The organism is Pleomorphomonas diazotrophica (assembly GCF_002844595.1).
GTDB lineage: Bacteria > Pseudomonadota > Alphaproteobacteria > Rhizobiales > Pleomorphomonadaceae > Pleomorphomonas > Pleomorphomonas diazotrophica.
Map to the genome: position 1 here is coordinate 56,235 of NZ_PJNW01000017.1, position 18,782 is coordinate 75,016.

Here is an 18,782-nt window from a genome sequence, read left to right on the forward strand (position 1 = left end):
ATGCCGAAGATCTCCTGGCGCCGGCTTGCCGGTGGCGGCGAACGCCGCTGGGGCATGTTGGGGCTTGCGGCAGTCGTCGCGCTCTGGGAGATGGGGCACAGCGCCTATGGCGATTTCGTCCTGCCCTCGCCGCTATCGACGCTTGCCGCCCTTGGGCGCCTCGCCTCGGACGGTGATCTGTTGCCGGCCATCGTGACCACCATGCGCGATGCCCTCTCGGGCTTTCTCGCGGCGACGCTGGCCGGTTCGGTTCTAGGTGGTCTTGCCGGGCGGTCGATGCCGGTCCGGGCCATGTTGCAGCCGACCGCCACCATGCTGATCGGCGTACCGGCCATCGCCTGGGTGGTGCTGTCGCTGCTGTGGTTTGGCGGCTCCGGCCTCGCCGCGACCTTTTCCGTGGCGGTTGCCGCCGGTCCCGTGGTGTTTGCCGCGGCAACGCAGGGCACCCGCACCGTTGACGGCGGGCTGCGCACCATGGCGCGCGCTTTCCGCGTACCGCTCGGCGCGGTGATCGTCGACGTCTATCTGCCGCATGTGCTGTCCTACCTTCTTCCGGCGCTCGGCACGGCCCTCGCCATGAGCTGGAAGGTGGCCGTGATGGCCGAGCTGCTGTCCGGGGCCGGCGGCATCGGCGACGGCTTGGCCGCGGCTCGTGCCGAGGTCGACACCGCCAAGACCATGGCCTGGGTGATCGTGGTGGTGGCTCTGTTGCTCGTCGTTGATCGTCTGGTCATCGAGCCGGTGCGCCGGCATTTCGAGACGTGGCGGCGTGGTCTGCCGGGAGAGACGGCATGAGCGACGGCGCGCTCGCGGCGAGCGGCATCACGCGCGGCTTTTCCGGTGCCAAGGTGCTCCACGCCGTCGATCTTAGCGTGCCGAAAGGCGGCGTCCTTGCCATTCTCGGACCGTCGGGCAGCGGCAAGACGACACTCCTGCACATCCTCGGCGGTCTTCTTCGCCCCGACGCCGGCCATGTCGAGCTGCCGTTCGAGCGTCCCGCCTTCGTCTTTCAGGATCCGCTGCTCCTGCCCTGGCGGACGGCACGCGGCAATGTCGCCTTTGGTCTCGCCGGCCGGCGGCTCAGCCGTGCCGAGCGGCTCGCGCGAGCGCGGTCGATGCTGGTCAAGGTGGGGCTCGGCCACAGCGAGGCCGGGCTCTATCCGCACCAGCTGTCCGGCGGCATGAAGAAGCGGGTGGCGCTGGCGCGGGCTCTCGTCATCGAGCCCGACCTGCTGCTGCTCGACGAGGCCTTCTCGGCGCTCGACGTCGGCCTGTCGCGCGAGATGCAGCAACTCGTCCGCCTCGACGCGCAGGAACGCGGCGTGACGGTGGTGCTGGTGACTCACGACCTTTCCGAGGCGGTGCGGCTGGCCGACGAGGCGGTTGTTCTGTCCGGCCGACCGGGGCGGATCGTCACTCGCCTTTCCATCGACCGGCCGTCGCGTCTCAGGGACGACGCCTTCGTTGAGGAAGAAATCCGCCGCATCGCCGGGCAGGAGGCCATCCGCGATGCCTTCCGCCCAACGCTGTCGGGCTGACTCAGGCCGCCGGCGTTTCCGTGGGAGCCTCGATCCCTTCTTCCCGGATGCGGAACCAGGTGACGTAGAGCGCCGGCAGGAAGATCAGCGTCAGCGCGGTGCCGACGATGATGCCGCCCATCATGGCAAAGGCCATCGGCTGCCAGAACACCTCGTTGGCGATCGGGATGAGGCCGAGGCTGGCCGCCAGAGCCGTCAGCACGATCGGTCGGAAGCGGTGGCTGGTCGCTTCGATCACCGCGTTCCAGGCGGACATGCCCTCCGTCCTCAACCGTTCGATCTGGTCGACCAGGATCACCGAGTTGCGGATGAGGATGCCGATCAGCGCGAGTACGCCGAGGATGGCGACGAAGCCGAGCGGTGAGCCGGTCGGCAGAAGCGCCGCCACCACGCCGATCAGGGCGAGCGGCGCCACCGCCACAACCAGCACGAGGCGGCTGAAGCTCTGGAGCTGGATCATCAGCACGGTCAGCATGATGAAGACCATCAGCGGCACGACGGCAACGATTGGCGCCATCGCCTCTTGCGATTCCTCGACCGAGCCGGCGGTTTCCACCCGATAGCCGGCCGGCAAGGCGGCGGCGAAGGCATCGATGTCCGGCTTCAACGCGTCAACGATGGTATCAGCCTGCGTCGCGTCGGCGCGCGCCGCCTTGATCGTGACGGTCGGCAAGCGGTTGCGGCTCCAGACCACCGGCTGTTCCAGCTCATAATGCAAGGTGGCGACGGCGGCGAGCGGTACGCTCGATCCGGTCTGGGTGGCGAGCTGCAGGTTCTTCAGCGTTTCGATGGAGTTGCGTTCCTCCGGCACGGCGCGCCCGACGACATCGATCTGGTAGATGTCGTCTCGGATCTTGGTGACGGTGGCGCCACCGATGATGCTGTAGAGCGCGTTGGAGATGTCCTGAGAGGAGACGCCGAGCAGTCGCGCCTTGTCCTGCATGACGTCGACCTTGACGACGCGTCCCGGCTCGCCCCAGTCAGCCACGACATTGTCGACATGGGGGTTGGCCGCGACGATGGCGGCGAGCCGGCCGGAGGCTTCCCGCACGGCTTCGATATCAGGCCCGGACAGGCGATAGGCGACGGGTCGGCCGACCGGTGGTCCGATCTCAAGGAGATGGACGAAGCTGTCGACGCCTGGGAAGGTGCGGCGGAGATAGTTTGAGAACTCCGTCCTGAGGCGGTCTCGTGCGTCCTCGTCGCGGGTGACGACGACGAGCTGACCGAAATAGGGAGCGGCGGGTTCCTGATCGAAGGTCAGCAGGAAGCGCACTGCGCCATGACCGACGTAGGACGACCAGTGATCGACGCCGTCCTTGCCGGCCAGCATGTCGTGCTCGAAGCGGGAGATCACGCGGCCGGTTTCCTCGATGGAGGCGTTCTGCGGCAAGGTGATGTCGACGATCAGTTCCGAGCGGTCGCTGTCGGGAAAGAACTGCTGCTGAACGTGGCCGAGGCCGTAGACCGACGCGCCGAAGGCGAGGAGCGTCAGGCCGATGACGATAAGCCGGTTGCGAAGACCGAGCACCAGCAGTCGCTCGAAACCGCGGGCGAAGCGGGTTTTCTCGGTGTGCTTATGCTTCAACTGCGCCGGCAGCACCGTGACGCCGATCAGCGGCGTGAACACCACCGCGACGATCCAGGACACCAGCAACGACACGGCGATGACGACGAACATGGTGAAGGTGAACTCGCCGGCCATCGACGAGTTGAGGCCGACGGGGATGAAGCCGGCCACCGTGACAAGCGTGCCCGTCAGCATCGGAAAGGCGGTGGAGGTGTAGACGGCCGTCGCCGCCTTCCTGAGCGAGTCGCCCTTTTCGAGGCGCGCCACCATCATCTCGACGGCGATCATCGCGTCGTCGACGAGAAGGCCGAGGGCGATGATCAGCGCGCCGAGCGACACGCGTTGCAACGAGATGGCCGACGCCTCCATCACCATGAAGGTGATGGCGAGCACCAGCGGAATGGACAGGGCCACCACCACGCCGGCCCGGAGGCCGAGGCTGACGAAGCTGACCAGCAGGACGATGGCGACCGCCTCGAACAGCGCCTGCGTGAAGCCGGACACAGCCTTCTCCACCAGCTTCGGCTGGTCGGCCACCTGATGCACGGCGATGCCGATCGGCAGCTCCGCCTCGATCTTGACCATCTCGGCGCGAAGCGCGTCGCCGAACTCCAGGAGGTTGGCGCCGCTTCGCATGCCGATGGCAATGGCGACCGCCGGCTCGCCGTTGTAGCGGAACAGCTCCGTCGGCGGATCGGCGTAGCCGCGGGTGATCGTCGCCACGTCGGACAGGCGGAAGAAACGGCCGTTGACGCGCAGATTGACGGCTTCGAGGCTCTTTTCCGACCGGAACTCGCCTGACACACGCACCGACACTCGCTCGGAACCCGTCTCGATGGTGCCGGACGGGTTGACGGCATTCTGCTCGGCGAGCGTGGTCATCACCGCCTTCTGGTCGACGCCATAGGCGGCGAGCTGGCGCGGCGAGAACTCCAGATAGATCACCTCGTCCTCGGCACCGATGATCTCCACCTTGCCGACATTCTCGACGGAGAGCACGCGGGTGCGGACGGCCTCGGCATAGTCGCGCAACTGGCGCGGCGTGAAGCCATCGGCGGTCAGCGCGTAGATGTTTCCGTAGACGTCGCCGAAGTCGTCGTTGAAGAAGGGGCCGACCACGCCGTCCGGCATCTCGGTGCGGATGTCGGAGACGAGATTGCGCACGCGCACCCAGGTGCCGTCGACGTCGGCGGCCTTGGTGTCGTTGCGCAGATTGACGAAGACCGTGGTCACGCCGGGTCGCGTCAGGTTGCGCGTATAGTCGAGGTTCGGCAGTTCCTGCAGCTTCTTCTCGATGCGGTCGGTGACCTGCCGGGTCATTTCCGTCACCGAGGCGCCCGGCCAATAGGCCTGGATAACCATGGTCTTGATGGTGAAGGAGGGGTCTTCCTCCCGGCCGAGGTTGATGTAGGAGAACACCCCGAACAGCGTGAAGACGATCATGAAGTACCAGACGAGGGATTTGTGATCGAGCGACCAGTCCGAGAGATTGAACCTCTTCACGATGCGTCTCCCCGATCGTCCCCTGAAGCGTCGGGGACGATGACCTTCTGACCGTCCTGAAGGCTGTGAACGCCGGCAATCGCAACCCGCTCGCCGGCGGAAAGGCCGGAAACGACGCGGAGGCGCCCGTCGCCGGCTGGCGCGGTGGTCACCGGCCTCAGGGCGACGCTGCCTTCCCGCCGCGCGGCGCGGCTCGCCTCATCGACGGCTATCACCCAGACGAACACCCCGTCGTCGCGCCTGAGGATGGCGGCCTCCGGCAGGGTGATGGTCGAGCTTGTCTGTCGGTCGGCGCGCACTTCGACGGTCGAACCGAGACGGAACAGATCCGGCGGTCCGGAAAGATCGATCTTGAGACGGCGGGTGCGGGTGAGGGGATCGGCTTCAGGCGCGATCTCGCGAAGATGGCCGACCACCGATTGGTTGGGAGCGATTTGAGGGGCGACGATGAAGGGTGCGCCCGGGGGAAGAGCTCCGGCCATCCAGTCGGGTACGTCGATGATCGCGTCGCGCGGGTCGGGCCTGGCGATGGTGACGACACTCTCGCCGGCGGCCACCGTCTGACCGGGCTCGGCGCCGGTGGCGGTCACCACGCCGTCGAAGCCGGCCTTGATCTCGGTATGTACGAGCGCGTCGCGCGCCTTGGCAAGATCGGCCTCCGCTTGGCGGACGGCGGCACCGGCCGCGTCAAAGGCGGTGCGGGCATCCTCGAGGTTGGCTTCCGGTGCGGTGCCGCTCGCTCGAAGAGCCTCGACGCGCGCGACGGTCGTGGCGGCGTTTTCGCGTTCGGCTCGCCGGTTTCCGAGTGTCGCCTCGGCGGAGCGGACGGCAAGATCAAGCGTGGTGGCATCAAGGGTCGCCAGAACATCACCGGTGTGAACCAGGTCGCCGATGCCGACGGCGCGGGTCATCAGCCGGCCGAGCACCTGAAAGCCCAGATCGGCCTTGTCGCGAGGCTCAACCGTGCCGACGAAGCCCTGCGAACCGGCGTCATCGATGGCGACGCGCGTCGACAGGACGGGGCGCACCGGTGGCGACACCTCGGTTTCCTCCCGGCAGGCGACGAGCGCGACGCCGACGAGGATCGTAAGGGCAAGCCGTCGGATCATGGTGCATCCCCTCCGACGATCTCGACGGCGGCGCCGGGGCGGAGCAGCTTGCCGCCATCAATGACGACACGGTCCCCGTCGCGAAGGCCGGCGTCGATCACGATGCCATCGGTCGTGTAGGCGGCGATGCCTATCGGGCGAAGCTCGGCGCCGGCGCCGTTGGTGTCGAGCACCCAAACCGCCGGGGCACTGTTTCTATCGGTCAGAGCGCTGGCCGGCAGCACGACCGCCGATGTCTGTCGCCCTTCGATATGGCCGGTGACCGGTGCTCCGAGGTTCATCGCGGCGGGAGGGACGCCGATATCGACCTTGACGCGCACCGTGCCGGTCTGTGCCGCGACGGTGGGCGAGATCTCCCGCACGCGACCTGAAGCTGTGACTGACGGATCCTTGACGAGGCTGACAGCAACATCCGGCAGCTCGGGAATGGACAGGAAGAGTTGTTCGTAGACGTCGAAGACGGCATCGCGAGGCCCGTCGGCGGCAACGATGAAGATCGGTCGGGCGGCGGCGGCAATCTCGCCGACATCACCCTTGCGGGTGGTGACGATGCCGTCGGCATCTGCCCGAAGTTCGGTATAGCTGAGATTGGACCGCGCGATATCGAGGGCGGCCTTGGCCGATTCCACAGTGCCCCCAGTGGTTCGCACCGCCCTTAGCGCTGCATCGAAGGCAGATTGGGTGGTGAAGCCCTTGTCCAACAGCGCCTTCTGCCGGTCGAAGGCGGAGGCGGCCTGCCGGGCGCCGGCCTCGGCGGCGGCCAGGGCGGCTTCGGCGTTGGCGACGTCGGCCGCCTGCTGGCTCGGGTCGAGACGGGCGAGAAGGCTGCCCGCCGTCACGTGATCGCCGACGTCGGCGAAACGTTCGGCGATCCGCCCGGAGAGACGGAAGGAAAGCTGGGACGAGACGCGCGCCTGTATTTCACCGGTCAACACAAGTGTCTCGGCATATGGCGCCGGCCGGGCGGTGACTACCCTGACGGTGACCGGGCGACTTCCCGCTTCGGTTGGTGCGTCGGCAAGCGCGGGCGAAAGGGCAAGGCAGCAGACGGCGATCAATGGTAGCAAGAGCTTCACGGGTGGCTCCGTCAAGCGTGAGGATGCCAAGCTCTAGTCTCGACGCAACCGTAGGTCAACGAAGGACCTGGAGGCGGGACGCTCGACGTGTTGCACGGCAAATACGAAAACGGGCGCCCGAGGGCGCCCGTCGTCACAACATGTCCGACAAAGTCGGGCCTCGGGCTCCGGTCAGCTTTCGGGCGCGTAATAGTAGTAGCTGTTGTACTTGTTGCGGTAGGACCCAACGCCGAGCTCGGCCTTGGAGAGCACGGCGGCGATCGGGATATCCTCGCCGGCGGTGGTTCTGAGGTCGTTGATGGCCGAACGGACGTCGCGTTGGGAGGTTGAGGCCCAGTGGACCACCAGCGTGATGATATCGGCGCGCGTGGCGAGATACTGCGCGTCGACCACCGGCAGGATCGGCGGTGTGTCGAGCACGATGATCTCGAAGCGTTCCTTCGCGAGTTCCATCAGGAGATTGAACTGCGCCGTCTCGATGAGGCTGTCAGTCGACGTCCGATGGGTGTTCTTGCCGACGATCATGTCGAGGCCCGGCACCTTGTCCTTGGTGACGAACTGGCGGATCGACTGGGAATCGAGCGACAGCGTCAAATAGTCGGCAAGGCCGTTTTCGGGCGTCAGCCCGAGTGCCGGAGCGATCGAGGGACGCCGGAGGTCGCAGTCGACCAACAGCACGCGCTTTCCCGACATGGCGAAGGCGCGGGCGATGGCGATGGCGGTGGTCGTCTTGCCTTCGCCCGGAATGGCCGAGCCGACCATGATGATGAGCCCACCCTCCCGGCTCTTGTCCTGCAATTTCCGTCTCAGCATGTTCTCGAGGCCGAGGCGGATCCGCCGGATCGACTCGCTGTAGGCAGTGAGCGGGTGGTCGATGAGTTCGCTTGCCACTTGCGACCGCTCGGTGACGGAACGTCCGGCGCGTGACAGCAGCGGGATGGAGGATATGACGGGCACGCCGAGCACCGCCTCGAACTGCTGATCCGACGTGAAGCCGCCAATGAAGTTCTCGTTGAGGAATGCAAGCCCCAGTCCGAGACCTAAGCCGGCAACGAGCGCCAGTGTCAGGATCAGCTTGGTCTTTGGCGCGCTCGGCGCGTCGGGGGGGAGTGCCGAGGAAACGATGCGGCTGTCGGCCAGCTGCAGGTCGGCTTGGGTTTCCACGCCGCGCAGTCGCTGCAGCAGATCCTGGTAAAGCGTCTTGGCGACCGCCGACTCCTGTTGGAGTTCGTAGATCCTGACCATGACGTCGTTGGAAAGATTGCTGGACAGCACGGTGTCGCGGATGGAGGTCCGCAGCCGATCCTGCTCCTGCTGCGCCGTCTTGACGCGCTCCGACAGTGTGCCAATTTCGACGTTGACCTGGTCGGAGAGGCGTTTGTCGAGCTCGGCGAGACTTTCGCGGAGATTGTTCGCCCGCGTCGATCCGGCCGCGGCGTTGCCGATATCGGCCAGCACCTTGTCCCGTTCGGCCTTGATCTGGGTGATGGTATCCGACCGCAACTGGGCGGCGATGCCATCCCAGTCCTTGTTTGCGGCCAGGGTCGAGACGCTCGCCTGCAGCGATTGGGCCGATACGCTCTGCGCCTTGAGCGCGTCGAGGCTAGCGCGCATGGCGGTGATGTCGGCGCGCGTGCTCTCGTTGGAGACCTTCTCTATGTTCTCGTTGACGAAGGCATCGATGCGATTTTCGTTCTCGTTGATGGTCGCCGATGCCTGCGCGAGGCGGCGGTTGAGCGCATCGCGCACGCTGAGCGCATTGGAGATCTTGGCGTCGACCTGGGCGGCAATATAGGTGGATGACAGCGTGTTGGCGATCAGCGCCGCCTTGGCCGGGTCGGCCGAGGTGGCCGAGACGCTGATGACATAGGTCAGCCCTCGACGTGCAATGGTCACGTTGTTGGAGAAGCGCGCCAGCACCGCCCGAAGTTGGGAGTCGGTATCGGCCAGAAGATTCTCCATCGTCTTGATCTTGAAGAAGATCATCAAGCGATCGACGGTGCTGAGCTTGACACCGAACTCCGGGTCCTTGACGAGGCCGAGACGGGAAATTGCCTCGATCTGAGTCGAGGGAGACTTCAGAATCTCGACTTCGCTTTCGACCCGCGCGTTGTCGGTGGGAAGAAGCGACATCTGGCTCTCCGGGTCGAGGGCATTCTTTTGCCGGGGATCAACCAGGATGAGCGTTGAGGCTGTGTAAGTCGGGGTCTGCAGGAAAACATAGACCGCCGCCAAGCCAACGATGATCAGAACCGTGGAGAGAATGAGCCAAATCTGGCGGCGGACGAGACCAATTGCGTTGCGAACATCGAACTCGGATGAATCCATTTGAAGAAAACTTCCTTGTACCTATTTCGGCACGATCACTATGACCGAAATCGCGACGTCAACCAAGCGGGCAAGATGCCTGAGATCGATGACCGTTCCGCGAAGCCGGAGAAAGAAGATATTTGGTTAACCACGGTCGGAAGCGAGCCGATACCGGTCGGTGCGAACGCGAGGGGCCTAACGGTTCCCTAGTTTGTTTCGCAGACTGGAACAGAGAACAACCAACACAAAAAAGCCGTGGCCCGAAAATCGAGACCACGGCCTTTCTTAACGGGATAGGGCCAAATCAGCCACCAGCGCCGGGGCTCGCAGAGGCGTCGTCCAGCGTCGGACCAGCGGTGGTGCCGCCACCGGCCGGATCGGCAGGGGCTCCGCCACCGATCGCACCCGGTCCAACGGCGCCGGTCTGGCCTTCCGCCGGCAGAGCGGCAGACTGAACAGTCACCAGCTCGTTGATCTCATTGACGAGCGTCGGCGACAGGCCCGGCGGGATTGCGTTCAGCAGATCCTGAAGAGCAAGACGGCAGCTCGCGGGAATGTCGGTCGGCCCGCACTGCACCTCAACGTTGTTTACGGCCTGCATGAGACCGGCCGTCACGCCCGGCTGACCGCTCAGGGTGCTGGCGAGGCCGGTGGCCGTCGTGGCCGCAAAACCGCTGGACACCGTGGAAAGGGCCAAGGCGGCGCCAAGGGTCGCGGAGAGGAAAAGTCTGGTCATATCGATTGTCTCCTATCGTGTTGCATGAAATTGGAGCACCGAGCTCCCCACCTGCCGCCACATTTTGAGATAATCTACATTAAGCACTTGTCTGGATGCAAGCGAAGTTTGTTGCCTCGTGCGTATTTTAACGGATTTGGCTGAGTTTGTCACTGTTCTCGATTGCTGCATCCTAAAAAATGGCGGAATTCAGCCAAAATTCACGTACTTCCTAGAGGGAGTTGATTCCCAGGGTGTTGGTCGTGCTGGATGTCAAAATCGGTTCAATTTACGCGCTCTCATTTCATTGCGTAGTTAATGTCCTGCGAGAACAACTTAAAATTTGAAATGTATTTGCTTCAAATTGGCTCCCTGGTGGCCGGTATTTTTTGACTCTACTAACTAACAGAATCTCAAAAGAAATATGGTCAACTGACCCCACTTAAGGTTTGGCGGAGATTGCTGTCATGAACAAGTTGATCCGAGCGCTCGTGGTGTCTGCCGTTCTGGGCTTCGTTCCGCAGGTGGCGTCGGCCGGTTTTCTAAATGTTCCCAAGCAAAGCCTCGATCTACCGGTTGCCGGCAAGGTCAACACTAAGGGCTACACGCTTGGCCCAACCGGCTTCTATGTGATGTGCTCAACCATGCCGTCGGCCTGCAAGGTTCAGCGGGCACGCAATGTTGGAGTGTCGGCCGGCAGCGTACGACTGACCGCCGAGACGCTTGGATTGATCGACCGCGTCAATCGCCAGGCAAATGGAGCGATCCGTCCGAAAGCCGAGTCGGGGAGCGCCGACGTCTGGAAAATCGGAGGCTCATCGGGCGATTGCGAGGACTATGCGCTGGCAAAGCGAGCGGCGTTGCTTCGCAAGGGGTTCCCGAGTTCGGCGCTCCTGATGACCAGCGTGGTGACCCGGCGGGGGGAGTTGCACGCCGTCCTGATGGTGAGGACCGATCGTGGTGACTTCGTCCTCGACAATCTAAGTCCGCTGGTCAAGCCTTGGAGCGCTACCGGATACCGGTTCACATCAATGCAATCCCCGGACAATCCGCGCATGTGGGTTCGTCTATAAGGGGTGCAGCCGAGAGGTGGTTTTGTCGAACGGAACCCTGTCGTCGTAAGGCGGCAGGGCTCCTTCCCGTAACGACATGACTAGAAGCCCTTGCCGCGCATGATCTCGTTGATCACAGTGCGGAAGAGGATGCGGATATCCAGCCAGATCGAGAAATCGCGGATATACTCGATATCGCGAACCACGCGCATCACCGACGGCTCTACCTCGGTGGTCGGGCCACGCAATCCGCTGGCCTGGGCGAGCCCGGTGATGCCGGGCCGCATGGCATGGCGACGTTCGTAACCGTTGACGAGTTCTTCGTAGCGAACGCCGGCCGCCAGCATACCCGGCACGTGCGGCCGTGGCCCAACCAGCGACATGTCGCCCAGCAACACGTTGAAAAGCTGCGGCAGCTCATCGATGTTGGTCTTGCGAATGACGCGCCCAATCGGTGTCACACGCGGATCGTCGGCCACTGTCTGTGCCACGCCGGAAAGGTCGCAGCGGTCGGTATACATCGATCGAAATTTCAGAATCTGAAAAGGCTTGTTGTCCAGTCCAGTCCGTTCTTGGCGGAAAAATATCGGACCGGCGCTGGTGAGCTTGATGATCGCGGCAACTACGATCAGAAGCGGCGACAGCAGGAGAAGACCCAAAGCCGCCCCCACGATGTCAGTCAATCGCTTCGTGGCAAGGTGAATGGGCCGCCAGTTTACCTTGGTATCGGCCTCCTCGTTAGCGAGGACTGCCGTGCTGAAGGAAGATAGCGCCACCGCCGGTCCGGTCGAAAAGGCCGAAGCCGACACCACGCGTGAATTATAACGGACGGAAAGGACGCCATCGGCTTGGGCCAAATCGCGCAAGCCAGACGAACTCTCGGCACCGCCCTTTGAAAAATCATGGGTAAGGTCCGATAGACGCATTACATCCCCCAATTCACAAATTGAAAAATTTCAAAATTCTCGGAAACAGTTCGGCTTGAATCCGCCGCAACGATCACTCCGATATAACAAAACGTTTACCAAACTAGTGGATTTCCCCTATTACCGCAAGCCCAAGCGATTAGCGAAAAAGGCGGGAAGCCCATGCATTCATTGCAAAGGTCAGCCCGTTTGCGGCCAACCAAGCTCCCGCAAGCAATCCTTATGCCATGCGAAACAGAGGTTCTATGTTTCGAAAATGGACATACTTAGGAGGCCCCTCCCGCTCCGTTTGCGTCCTCCACTTAGTTAATTTTGATTAAACTTATATCACAGTCAGCGCCAGCGGCGTCAAAAATGACGATCGGCAGTGACGCGCGTTCGGCCTGCTATTTCAGTCGAAGCGGTAAGCCGGCGGCGACGAACCAGGCTTCGTCGGCAAGGGCGGCGATCTTCTGGTTGAGCCGGCCGGCCTCGTCGCGAAAGCGGCGGGCGAGGGCGTTCTCTGGGACGATGGACAGTCCCACTTCATTGGATACCAGGACGATCGGCCCGTCGGCCGCAACAAGGGCTGCGGCAAGGCGATCACCCTCCGCATCAAGGTCGGCATCGGCGAGCAGGCAATTCGTCAGCCATAGGGTCAGGCAGTCGACGAGGATGGCCCGGTCGTCGCGTGCTTCAGTGGAGAGCGCTTCTGCCAGCCGGTGCGGCGCTTCAATGGTTCGCCAATCGTCGCCGCGCCTAGCACGATGAAGCGCGATGCGGCTTTCCATTTCTTCGTCGCGGCATTCCGCGGTGGCGATGTAGATGCGCTCCGTTGCGGCAAAGCCGCGCGCCCGCTCTTCGGCAAAGCGGCTCTTGCCGGAACGGGCTCCGCCCAGGACGAAGATGATCGGTGCCATCGCTTGCTCCTTCGGCCGCTATCGGCGCCTCGGCTAGCGCGCCAACGGTCCTTGCGCAAGCGAAGATCGACGGGCTATTGGCCGAAAGTAGCATGATCCTTGCAAAGGGAGCCTGAGCTTCAGCACCCACCGTTCGCAGGGCTCCGCCTCGGCGGGAGAACGGGCGTCTCAGAATCGCATCGCGTGTTGAAGCCCATAAAGATGAAAAGGGGAACGCAATGTCCACCTCAGAAGGAAGCGTCAGCTACAAGAAAGCTGACGCCAGCTATTTCGAGCAGCGACACCTGTCGCGCTATGCCGGCATCTGGTCGCTCTGGGCGCTGGGCGTCGGTGCCGTGATTTCAGGCCATTTTTCTGGCTGGAACTTCGGCTTTGCCACCGGTGGCTGGGGCGGCATGCTGGCCGCCGGTGCCATCATCGCCGTTATGTATCTCGGTCTCACCTTCTCGATCGCCGAGATGAGCCCGGCGCTGCCGCATACCGGCGCGGCTTATTCCTTCGCCCGCACGGCGATGGGCCCGTGGGGCGGTTTCATCACCGGTCTCTGCGAGAATGTGGAGTATGTGATCACGCCGGCGGTGATCGTCACGTTCATCACTGCCTACGTGAACTCCATTCTTGGCCTTGATGCTGCCTATTCGCCCATCGTCTGGATCGTTTTCTATGCGATCTTCCTCGGCCTCAACGTGTTCGGTCTCGAACTGTCGTTCAAGGTGACGTTGGTGGTCACGGTGCTGTCGCTGGCCGTTCTGGTCTTCTTCTGGGCAAGCGCCATCCCCAACATGGATTTCTCGCGCTGGGCGCTCAACATCGGCGTTGGCCCGGATGGCGCAGCCATCGAGCTGCCGGAAGGCGGCGGCGAGTGGTTCCCGTTCGGCTTCTCCGGTGTGCTCGCCACGCTGCCGTTCGCCGTCTGGCTGTTCCTCGCGATCGAGCAGTTGCCACTGGCCGCCGAAGAATCGGTCGACCCCAAGCGCGACATGCCCAAAGGCATCATTCTCGGCATATCCACGCTGATCCTGTCCGCCTTTATGATCGTGCTGCTCAACCCGGCGGTTGCCGGCGTCGGCGCCTTCCATCTCGGCTCGTCCCTTGAACCGCTGCTCGACGGTTTCCGCGCCGTCTATGGCGACGGCGGCGTCGTGCTGCTCGGCATCGTGGCGTTGACCGGCCTGATCGCCTCCTTCCATACCATCCTGTACGCGCAGGGGCGTCAGGTCTATTCGCTGTCGCGTGCAGGCTACTTCCCGACCGCGCTGTCTCTCACTCACGCCAAGTACAAGACCCCGCATGTCGCCATGGTCACCGGCTCCATCGCTGGCCTCCTGGTGATGATGGTGATCTGGTTCGCGCTCGGCGCTGCCGAGGGCGGGGCGGCGATCGGCTCGGTGCTGCTCAACATGGCGGTGTTCGGCGCCATGTTCTCCTACATCATGCAGGCGATCTCCTTCATCATGCTCCGCATCAACCAGCCGGACATCGAGCGTCCCTACAAGAGCCCGCTCGGCATTCCCGGCGCCGTGCTGACGATCGTCATCGCGGTGGTCACGCTGTATTATCAGGTGCAGGACCCGAACTTCTCGAAGGGCGTACTGTGGGTGGCCGTGTGGTTTGCCGTCGCGATCGCCTATTTCGCGATCATCGGTCGCCACAAGCTGATCCTGTCGCCGGAAGAAGAGTTCGCCATTGCCCACGCCGGTGGCGGCGTCGGTCCCGGCTCCGAGGAGCCGGCTCCGGCTGAGTGAGTTTGCCCTTCTCTCCGAGCAGAAAGATCGCGGGGCGCCTTCATCGGCGCCCCGTGTCACATTCAACGCCGTCCTTGATTGCCGGGCACCGGCGTGCAGAGATGGGAAGAGGGTTTTTGCCAAATGCCCTGAGTGCCGAAGGGAGCCACTCGACCATGCCCGACGTCATGACGCTCGTCTCCCCCGTGGACGGCTCGATCTATGCCGAACGCCCGATCGCCACGGAAGCGGAGATGAACCGCGTGTTCCGCCTCGCCCGCGACGCTCAGAAGTCATGGGCGAAGCTGCCGCTCGAAACGCGCATCGACTATTGCCTCAAGGCGCTCGACGCCATGCTGGCCATGCGGCCACGCATCGCCGAGGAGCTGACCTGGCAGATGGGGCGGCCGATCCGCTACACGCCCTTCGAGCTCAATGGCGTCGAGCAGCGTACCCGCCACATGGCGAAGATCGCCGCCGAAAGCCTCGCGCCGCTCGACAGCGGCCTTGAGTTCGGCGACCACGGCGCCCACCGCTACATCAGCCGCGAGCCGCTCGGCGTCGTCTTCGTGGTGGCGCCCTGGAACTATCCCTATCTCACCACCGTCAACTCGGTGATGCCGGCGCTGATGGCCGGCAACACGGTGGTGCTGAAGCATTCCGACCAGACGTTGCTGGTGGCCGAGCGCTTCCAGGACGCCTTCGACGCCGCCGGCCTGCCGGAAGGCGTCTTCCAGCACATTGTGCTCTCCCACGACCAGACGGCGGCGGCGATCGCCGGGCGCAAGGCCGACATGGTCGCCTTCACCGGCTCGGTGGCTGGCGGCGCCGCGATGGAGCGGGCGGCGGTCGGCACCTTCATCGCCATCAATCTGGAGCTCGGCGGCAAGGACCCCGCCTATGTGCGACCCGATTCCAAGCTGGACTTCGCCATCGAGAATGTCGCCGACGGCGCCTTCTTCAATTCGGGGCAGTGCTGCTGCGGCATCGAGCGGGTCTATGTTCACGAGCTGGTCTATGACGATTTCGTCGCCGGGCTCGTCGATGTCACCAAGAAGTACGTGCTGGGCAATCCCATGGATTCCGCGGTGACGCTCGGCCCAATGGCGCGCGCCCGCGGGGCGGCGATGGTGCGCGAACAGATCGCGGCGGCGCTTCGTGGTGGCGCCGTCGCTCACGTCGATCCGAAGCTGTTTCCGTTCGACAGGGAGGGAACGCCCTATATCGCGCCGCAGGTGCTGACCTCGGTCAACCACCAGATGGCGTTCATGACCGAGGAAACCTTCGGTCCGGCCGTCGGCATCATGAAGGTACGGGACGACGCCGAGGCGGTCGCCCTGATGAACGATTCCAAATACGGCCTCACCTGCTCGCTATGGACCGAGGATCTCGACGCTGCCGAGGCGATCGGCCGCGAGCTTGAGACCGGCACCGTCTTCGTCAATCGCTGCGACTATCTCGATCCGGCGCTCACCTGGACCGGTGTCAGGGATACCGGGCGTGGTGCGGCGCTGTCGCCGCTCGGCTTCCACGGGCTGACTCGGCCGAAAAGCTGGTACCTGCGCAGGGCGCCGGTGTAAGCGCCGTCGAAAGGCTTTCTCCGGCCGGCAATGCCGGCTATATGGCCTGCCAAGCTTTCAAAGCCTTCACCGGAGAGACCTGCCATGGGTGCCATTCCTTTCGCCGACCGCTTCGAGGCGATCGCCGACCGCCGCTCGCCGCTCACCGTCGGCATCGATCCGGCGCCGGAGGTGCTGAAGGCGTGGGACCTTCCCTACAACGCCGAGGGCGTCCGCGTGTTCGGCTTGGAAATGGTGGAGGCACTGGGCGATCTCGTCGGTGTGTTCAAGCCACAGATCGCCTTCTTCGAGCGGTTTGGCTGGCAGGGCCTCAAATCGGCAGCCGAGGTGATCGGTCATGCCCGCTCGGCCGACGCGCTGGTGATCGCCGACATCAAGCGCATGGATATCGGCCATACCATCGAAGCCTATGCCGGCGCCTGGATCGGTGACGACGCGGGCACGCCGGTCGACGCCATCACGCTTGGCGCCTACATGGGGTCGGGGTCGCTGAAACCGGTGGTCAAGCGAGCTGCCGAGCATGGCGCCGGGCTTTTCGTGGTGGTCCGCCCGTCGAACCCTGACGGTATCCTGCTGCAGACTGCCCGGCAGGAGGACGATCGCACGGTGGCCGACGCGCTCGCCGACGATCTCACCGCCTTCAATCAGGGGGCGCTCGGCAAGACGGGCAACGGCCCCTGCGGTGCAGTCGTCGGCGCGACCCTCGACGACGCCGACGAGGTGCTGGAACGGCTGCCGACCTCGCTGATTCTTGCCCCAGGCATCGGCGCTCAGGGCGCGACCATGGCCGATCTCCGGTCGCGCTTCGGCCGGGCGGCGGCCAAACGGGCGCTGCCCAACGTGTCGCGGCAGGTGGCGGCGGCCGGTCCGTCGAGAGCGGCCCTGCGCGAAGTCGTCGAGCGCCTCGTCGACGAAGCTTTCGCGCTGCGCGGCTGACGGAGACGATAAGGGTCATGGCTTCTCCCCCTGTTCTGTTTCTCAAGAACATTCGCCTTACCTTCGGCGCGACGCCGCTTCTCACTGGCGCCGATCTGACGGTTGGCGAGGGCGACCGCATCACGCTGGTGGGCCGCAACGGCTCGGGCAAGTCGACGCTGCTCAAGATCGCGGCCGGCCTCGTCGAGGCCGACGATGGCGAGCGCTTCTTCCAGCCCGGCAAGACGGTGCGCTACCTGAGACAGGAGCCGGACCTTTCCGCTTTCGCCACGACGCTGGAGTATGTCGAATCGGGTCTCGCGCCCGGCGATGATCATTACCGGGCGCTCTACCTTCTCAACGAGCTCGGCATGACCGGCAACGAACCGACGTCCTCGTTGTCCGGCGGCGAGATACGGCGGGCGGCGCTCGCGCATGTGCTGGCGCCCGAGCCGGACATCCTGCTGCTCGACGAGCCGACCAACCATCTCGACCTGCCGGCCATCGAATGGCTGGAAAGCGAGCTGAAGGGCATGAAGTCGGCGCTGGTGCTGATCTCGCACGACCGCCGCTTCCTCGAGAACCTGTCGCGCACCACCGTCTGGCTCGATCGTGGCGTGACGCGCACGCTCGACCGCGGCTTTTCTCATTTCGAGGCCTGGCGCGACCAGGTGCTGGAGGAGGAGGAGCGCGAGCTGGTCAAGCTCGATCGCAAGATCGAGGCGGAAGAGCACTGGATGCGCTATGGCGTCACCGCCCGGCGCAAGCGCAACGTCCGCCGTGTCGATCTCCTGGCAGATCTCCGACAGGCCAAACGCGAGCATCGCGGACCGCAGGGCGCGGTGAAGATGGCGGCTGCCGAGGCCGAGGCGTCGTCGAAGCTGGTGGTCGAGGCGAAATCCATCTCCAAGTCGTTCGGCGATCGGCCGATCGTCAGGGACTTCTCGATCCGGGTGGCGCGCGGCGACCGGATCGGCATCGTCGGCCCCAACGGCGCCGGCAAGACGACGCTGTTGAGGCTGCTCACCGGCGATCTCGCGCCGGACAGCGGCAGCGTCAAGCTCGGTCTCTCGCTCGACATGCAGACTCTGGAGCAGAAGCGCGACAGCCTCGATCCGGAGACGACGCTGGCCGACGCGCTCACCGAGGGCAAGGGCGACTGGGTGGTGATCGGCGAGGAGAAGCGCCACGTCATCGGCTACATGAAGGACTTCCTGTTCTCGCCCGAGCAGGCGCGGACTCCGCTCAGCGCCCTGTCGGGCGGCGAGCGTGGCCGGGTGATGCTGGCCCGGGCGCTTGCCAAGCCGTCCAACATGCTGGTGCTCGACGAACCGACCAACGACCTCGACCTCGAGACGCTCGACCTTCTGGAAGAGCTGCTTGCCGACTATCGTGGCACGATCATCGTCATCAGCCACGACCGTGATTTTCTCGATCGCGTCGTCGCTTCGGTGGTGATGAGCGAGGGCGAGGGACGCTGGCTGGAGTATGCCGGCGGCTATACCGACATGCTGGCCCAGCGCGGCAAGGGGGTCGAGGCTCGCAAGGCTGAGAAATCCGCCGCCCAGCCGAAGAGGGAGGCCGCGCCTGCCGCCGCTCAGGCGCCGAAGAGCCGGTCCAAGCTCAGCTTCAAGGACAAGCACGCCCTCGAAACGCTGCCCGGCCGGATCGAGAGCCTGTCCGAGGAGGCCAAGCGCCTCCATGCCGTGCTCGACGATGCCAGTCTTTACGCCCGCGATCCCAAGCTGTTCGCTTCGACCACCGAAAAGCTCACCGCCACCGAGGCGGCGCTCGCTGCCGCGGAAGAGGAATGGCTGCGGCTCGAAATGCTGCGTGAGGAACTGGAGGGCTGACGGGGCGTTGCC

At 64.2% G+C, this 18,782-nt stretch carries 14 protein-coding genes; 7 read left to right on the plus strand and 7 right to left on the minus strand.

Annotation, left to right across the window (positions count from 1 at the left end; translation table 11 throughout):
- Positions 1-795 (plus strand): ABC transporter permease, encoded by a 795-nt coding sequence (locus CXZ10_RS19370; protein ID WP_101291013.1) that lies wholly within the window; start codon positions 1-3, stop codon positions 793-795.
- Entirely contained in the window at positions 792-1,538 is a 747-nt protein-coding gene (locus CXZ10_RS19375) for an ABC transporter ATP-binding protein (RefSeq protein WP_101291014.1), read from the plus strand. The genes CXZ10_RS19370 and CXZ10_RS19375 overlap by 4 nt, the downstream gene beginning before the upstream one ends.
- 1 nt (position 1,539) lies before the next feature.
- Here CXZ10_RS19375 and CXZ10_RS19380 read toward each other — a convergent pair whose 3' ends face one another.
- The 5 genes from CXZ10_RS19380 to CXZ10_RS19400 form a co-directional block, all read right to left on the minus strand.
- A complete protein-coding gene (locus tag CXZ10_RS19380) occupies positions 1,540-4,611 on the minus strand; it encodes an efflux RND transporter permease subunit (RefSeq protein WP_101291015.1) in 3,072 nt (1,023 codons plus the stop codon).
- Positions 4,608-5,720 carry an efflux RND transporter periplasmic adaptor subunit gene (locus tag CXZ10_RS19385; RefSeq protein WP_101291016.1) on the minus strand — a complete coding sequence of 371 codons (1,113 nt, stop codon included), beginning with the start codon at positions 5,718-5,720 and terminating at the stop codon, positions 4,608-4,610. Before CXZ10_RS19385 ends, CXZ10_RS19380 begins: the two co-directional genes overlap by 4 nt.
- Positions 5,717-6,796, minus strand: coding sequence for an efflux RND transporter periplasmic adaptor subunit (locus CXZ10_RS19390; protein ID WP_180336084.1), 1,080 nt, complete (start codon positions 6,794-6,796; stop codon positions 5,717-5,719). The genes CXZ10_RS19385 and CXZ10_RS19390 overlap by 4 nt, the downstream gene beginning before the upstream one ends.
- A 171-nt stretch (positions 6,797-6,967) precedes the next feature.
- On the minus strand, positions 6,968-9,124 hold the full coding sequence (locus tag CXZ10_RS19395; RefSeq protein ID WP_101291018.1) for a GumC family protein: 2,157 nt from the start codon (positions 9,122-9,124) through the stop codon (positions 6,968-6,970).
- A 286-nt stretch (positions 9,125-9,410) separates the two neighbouring features.
- Positions 9,411-9,842, minus strand: a complete 432-nt coding sequence (locus CXZ10_RS19400) for a hypothetical protein (RefSeq protein ID WP_101291019.1) — start codon at positions 9,840-9,842, stop codon at positions 9,411-9,413.
- A 446-nt stretch (positions 9,843-10,288) separates the two neighbouring features.
- On the opposite strand from CXZ10_RS19400, the gene CXZ10_RS19405 reads away from it, so the two are divergent.
- Positions 10,289-10,894: a transglutaminase-like cysteine peptidase gene (locus CXZ10_RS19405; protein ID WP_101291020.1), complete on the plus strand. Its 606-nt coding sequence runs from the start codon at positions 10,289-10,291 to the stop codon at positions 10,892-10,894.
- Positions 10,895-10,974: 80 nt separating this feature from the next.
- On the opposite strand, the gene CXZ10_RS19410 is transcribed toward CXZ10_RS19405, so the two are convergent.
- A complete protein-coding gene (locus CXZ10_RS19410) occupies positions 10,975-11,799 on the minus strand; it encodes a sugar transferase (RefSeq protein ID WP_101291021.1) in 825 nt (274 codons plus the stop codon).
- A 386-nt stretch (positions 11,800-12,185) separates the two neighbouring features.
- Positions 12,186-12,698: a bifunctional adenosylcobinamide kinase/adenosylcobinamide-phosphate guanylyltransferase gene (gene cobU / locus CXZ10_RS19415; RefSeq protein ID WP_101291022.1), complete on the minus strand. Its 513-nt coding sequence runs from the start codon at positions 12,696-12,698 to the stop codon at positions 12,186-12,188.
- Between the two features lie 218 nt (positions 12,699-12,916).
- Here cobU and CXZ10_RS19420 point away from each other — a divergent pair, with 218 nt between their 5' ends.
- The 4 genes from CXZ10_RS19420 to CXZ10_RS19435 all read left to right on the plus strand — a co-directional run bounded on the left by CXZ10_RS19420 (position 12,917) and on the right by CXZ10_RS19435 (position 18,770).
- Entirely contained in the window at positions 12,917-14,443 is a 1,527-nt protein-coding gene (locus tag CXZ10_RS19420; RefSeq protein ID WP_101291023.1) for an amino acid permease, read from the plus strand.
- 155 nt (positions 14,444-14,598) lie between these two features.
- The gene (locus tag CXZ10_RS19425) at positions 14,599-16,002 is read left to right on the plus strand and encodes an aldehyde dehydrogenase family protein (RefSeq protein WP_101291024.1); all 1,404 of its coding nucleotides are present in this window, start codon (positions 14,599-14,601) and stop codon (positions 16,000-16,002) included.
- 84 nt (positions 16,003-16,086) lie between these two features.
- Positions 16,087-16,938, plus strand: a complete 852-nt coding sequence (gene pyrF / locus CXZ10_RS19430; protein WP_101291025.1) for an orotidine-5'-phosphate decarboxylase — start codon at positions 16,087-16,089, stop codon at positions 16,936-16,938.
- A 17-nt stretch (positions 16,939-16,955) separates the two neighbouring features.
- Positions 16,956-18,770 (plus strand): ABC-F family ATP-binding cassette domain-containing protein, encoded by a 1,815-nt coding sequence (locus tag CXZ10_RS19435; protein ID WP_101291026.1) that lies wholly within the window; start codon positions 16,956-16,958, stop codon positions 18,768-18,770.
- Positions 18,771-18,782 lie beyond the last annotated feature (12 nt).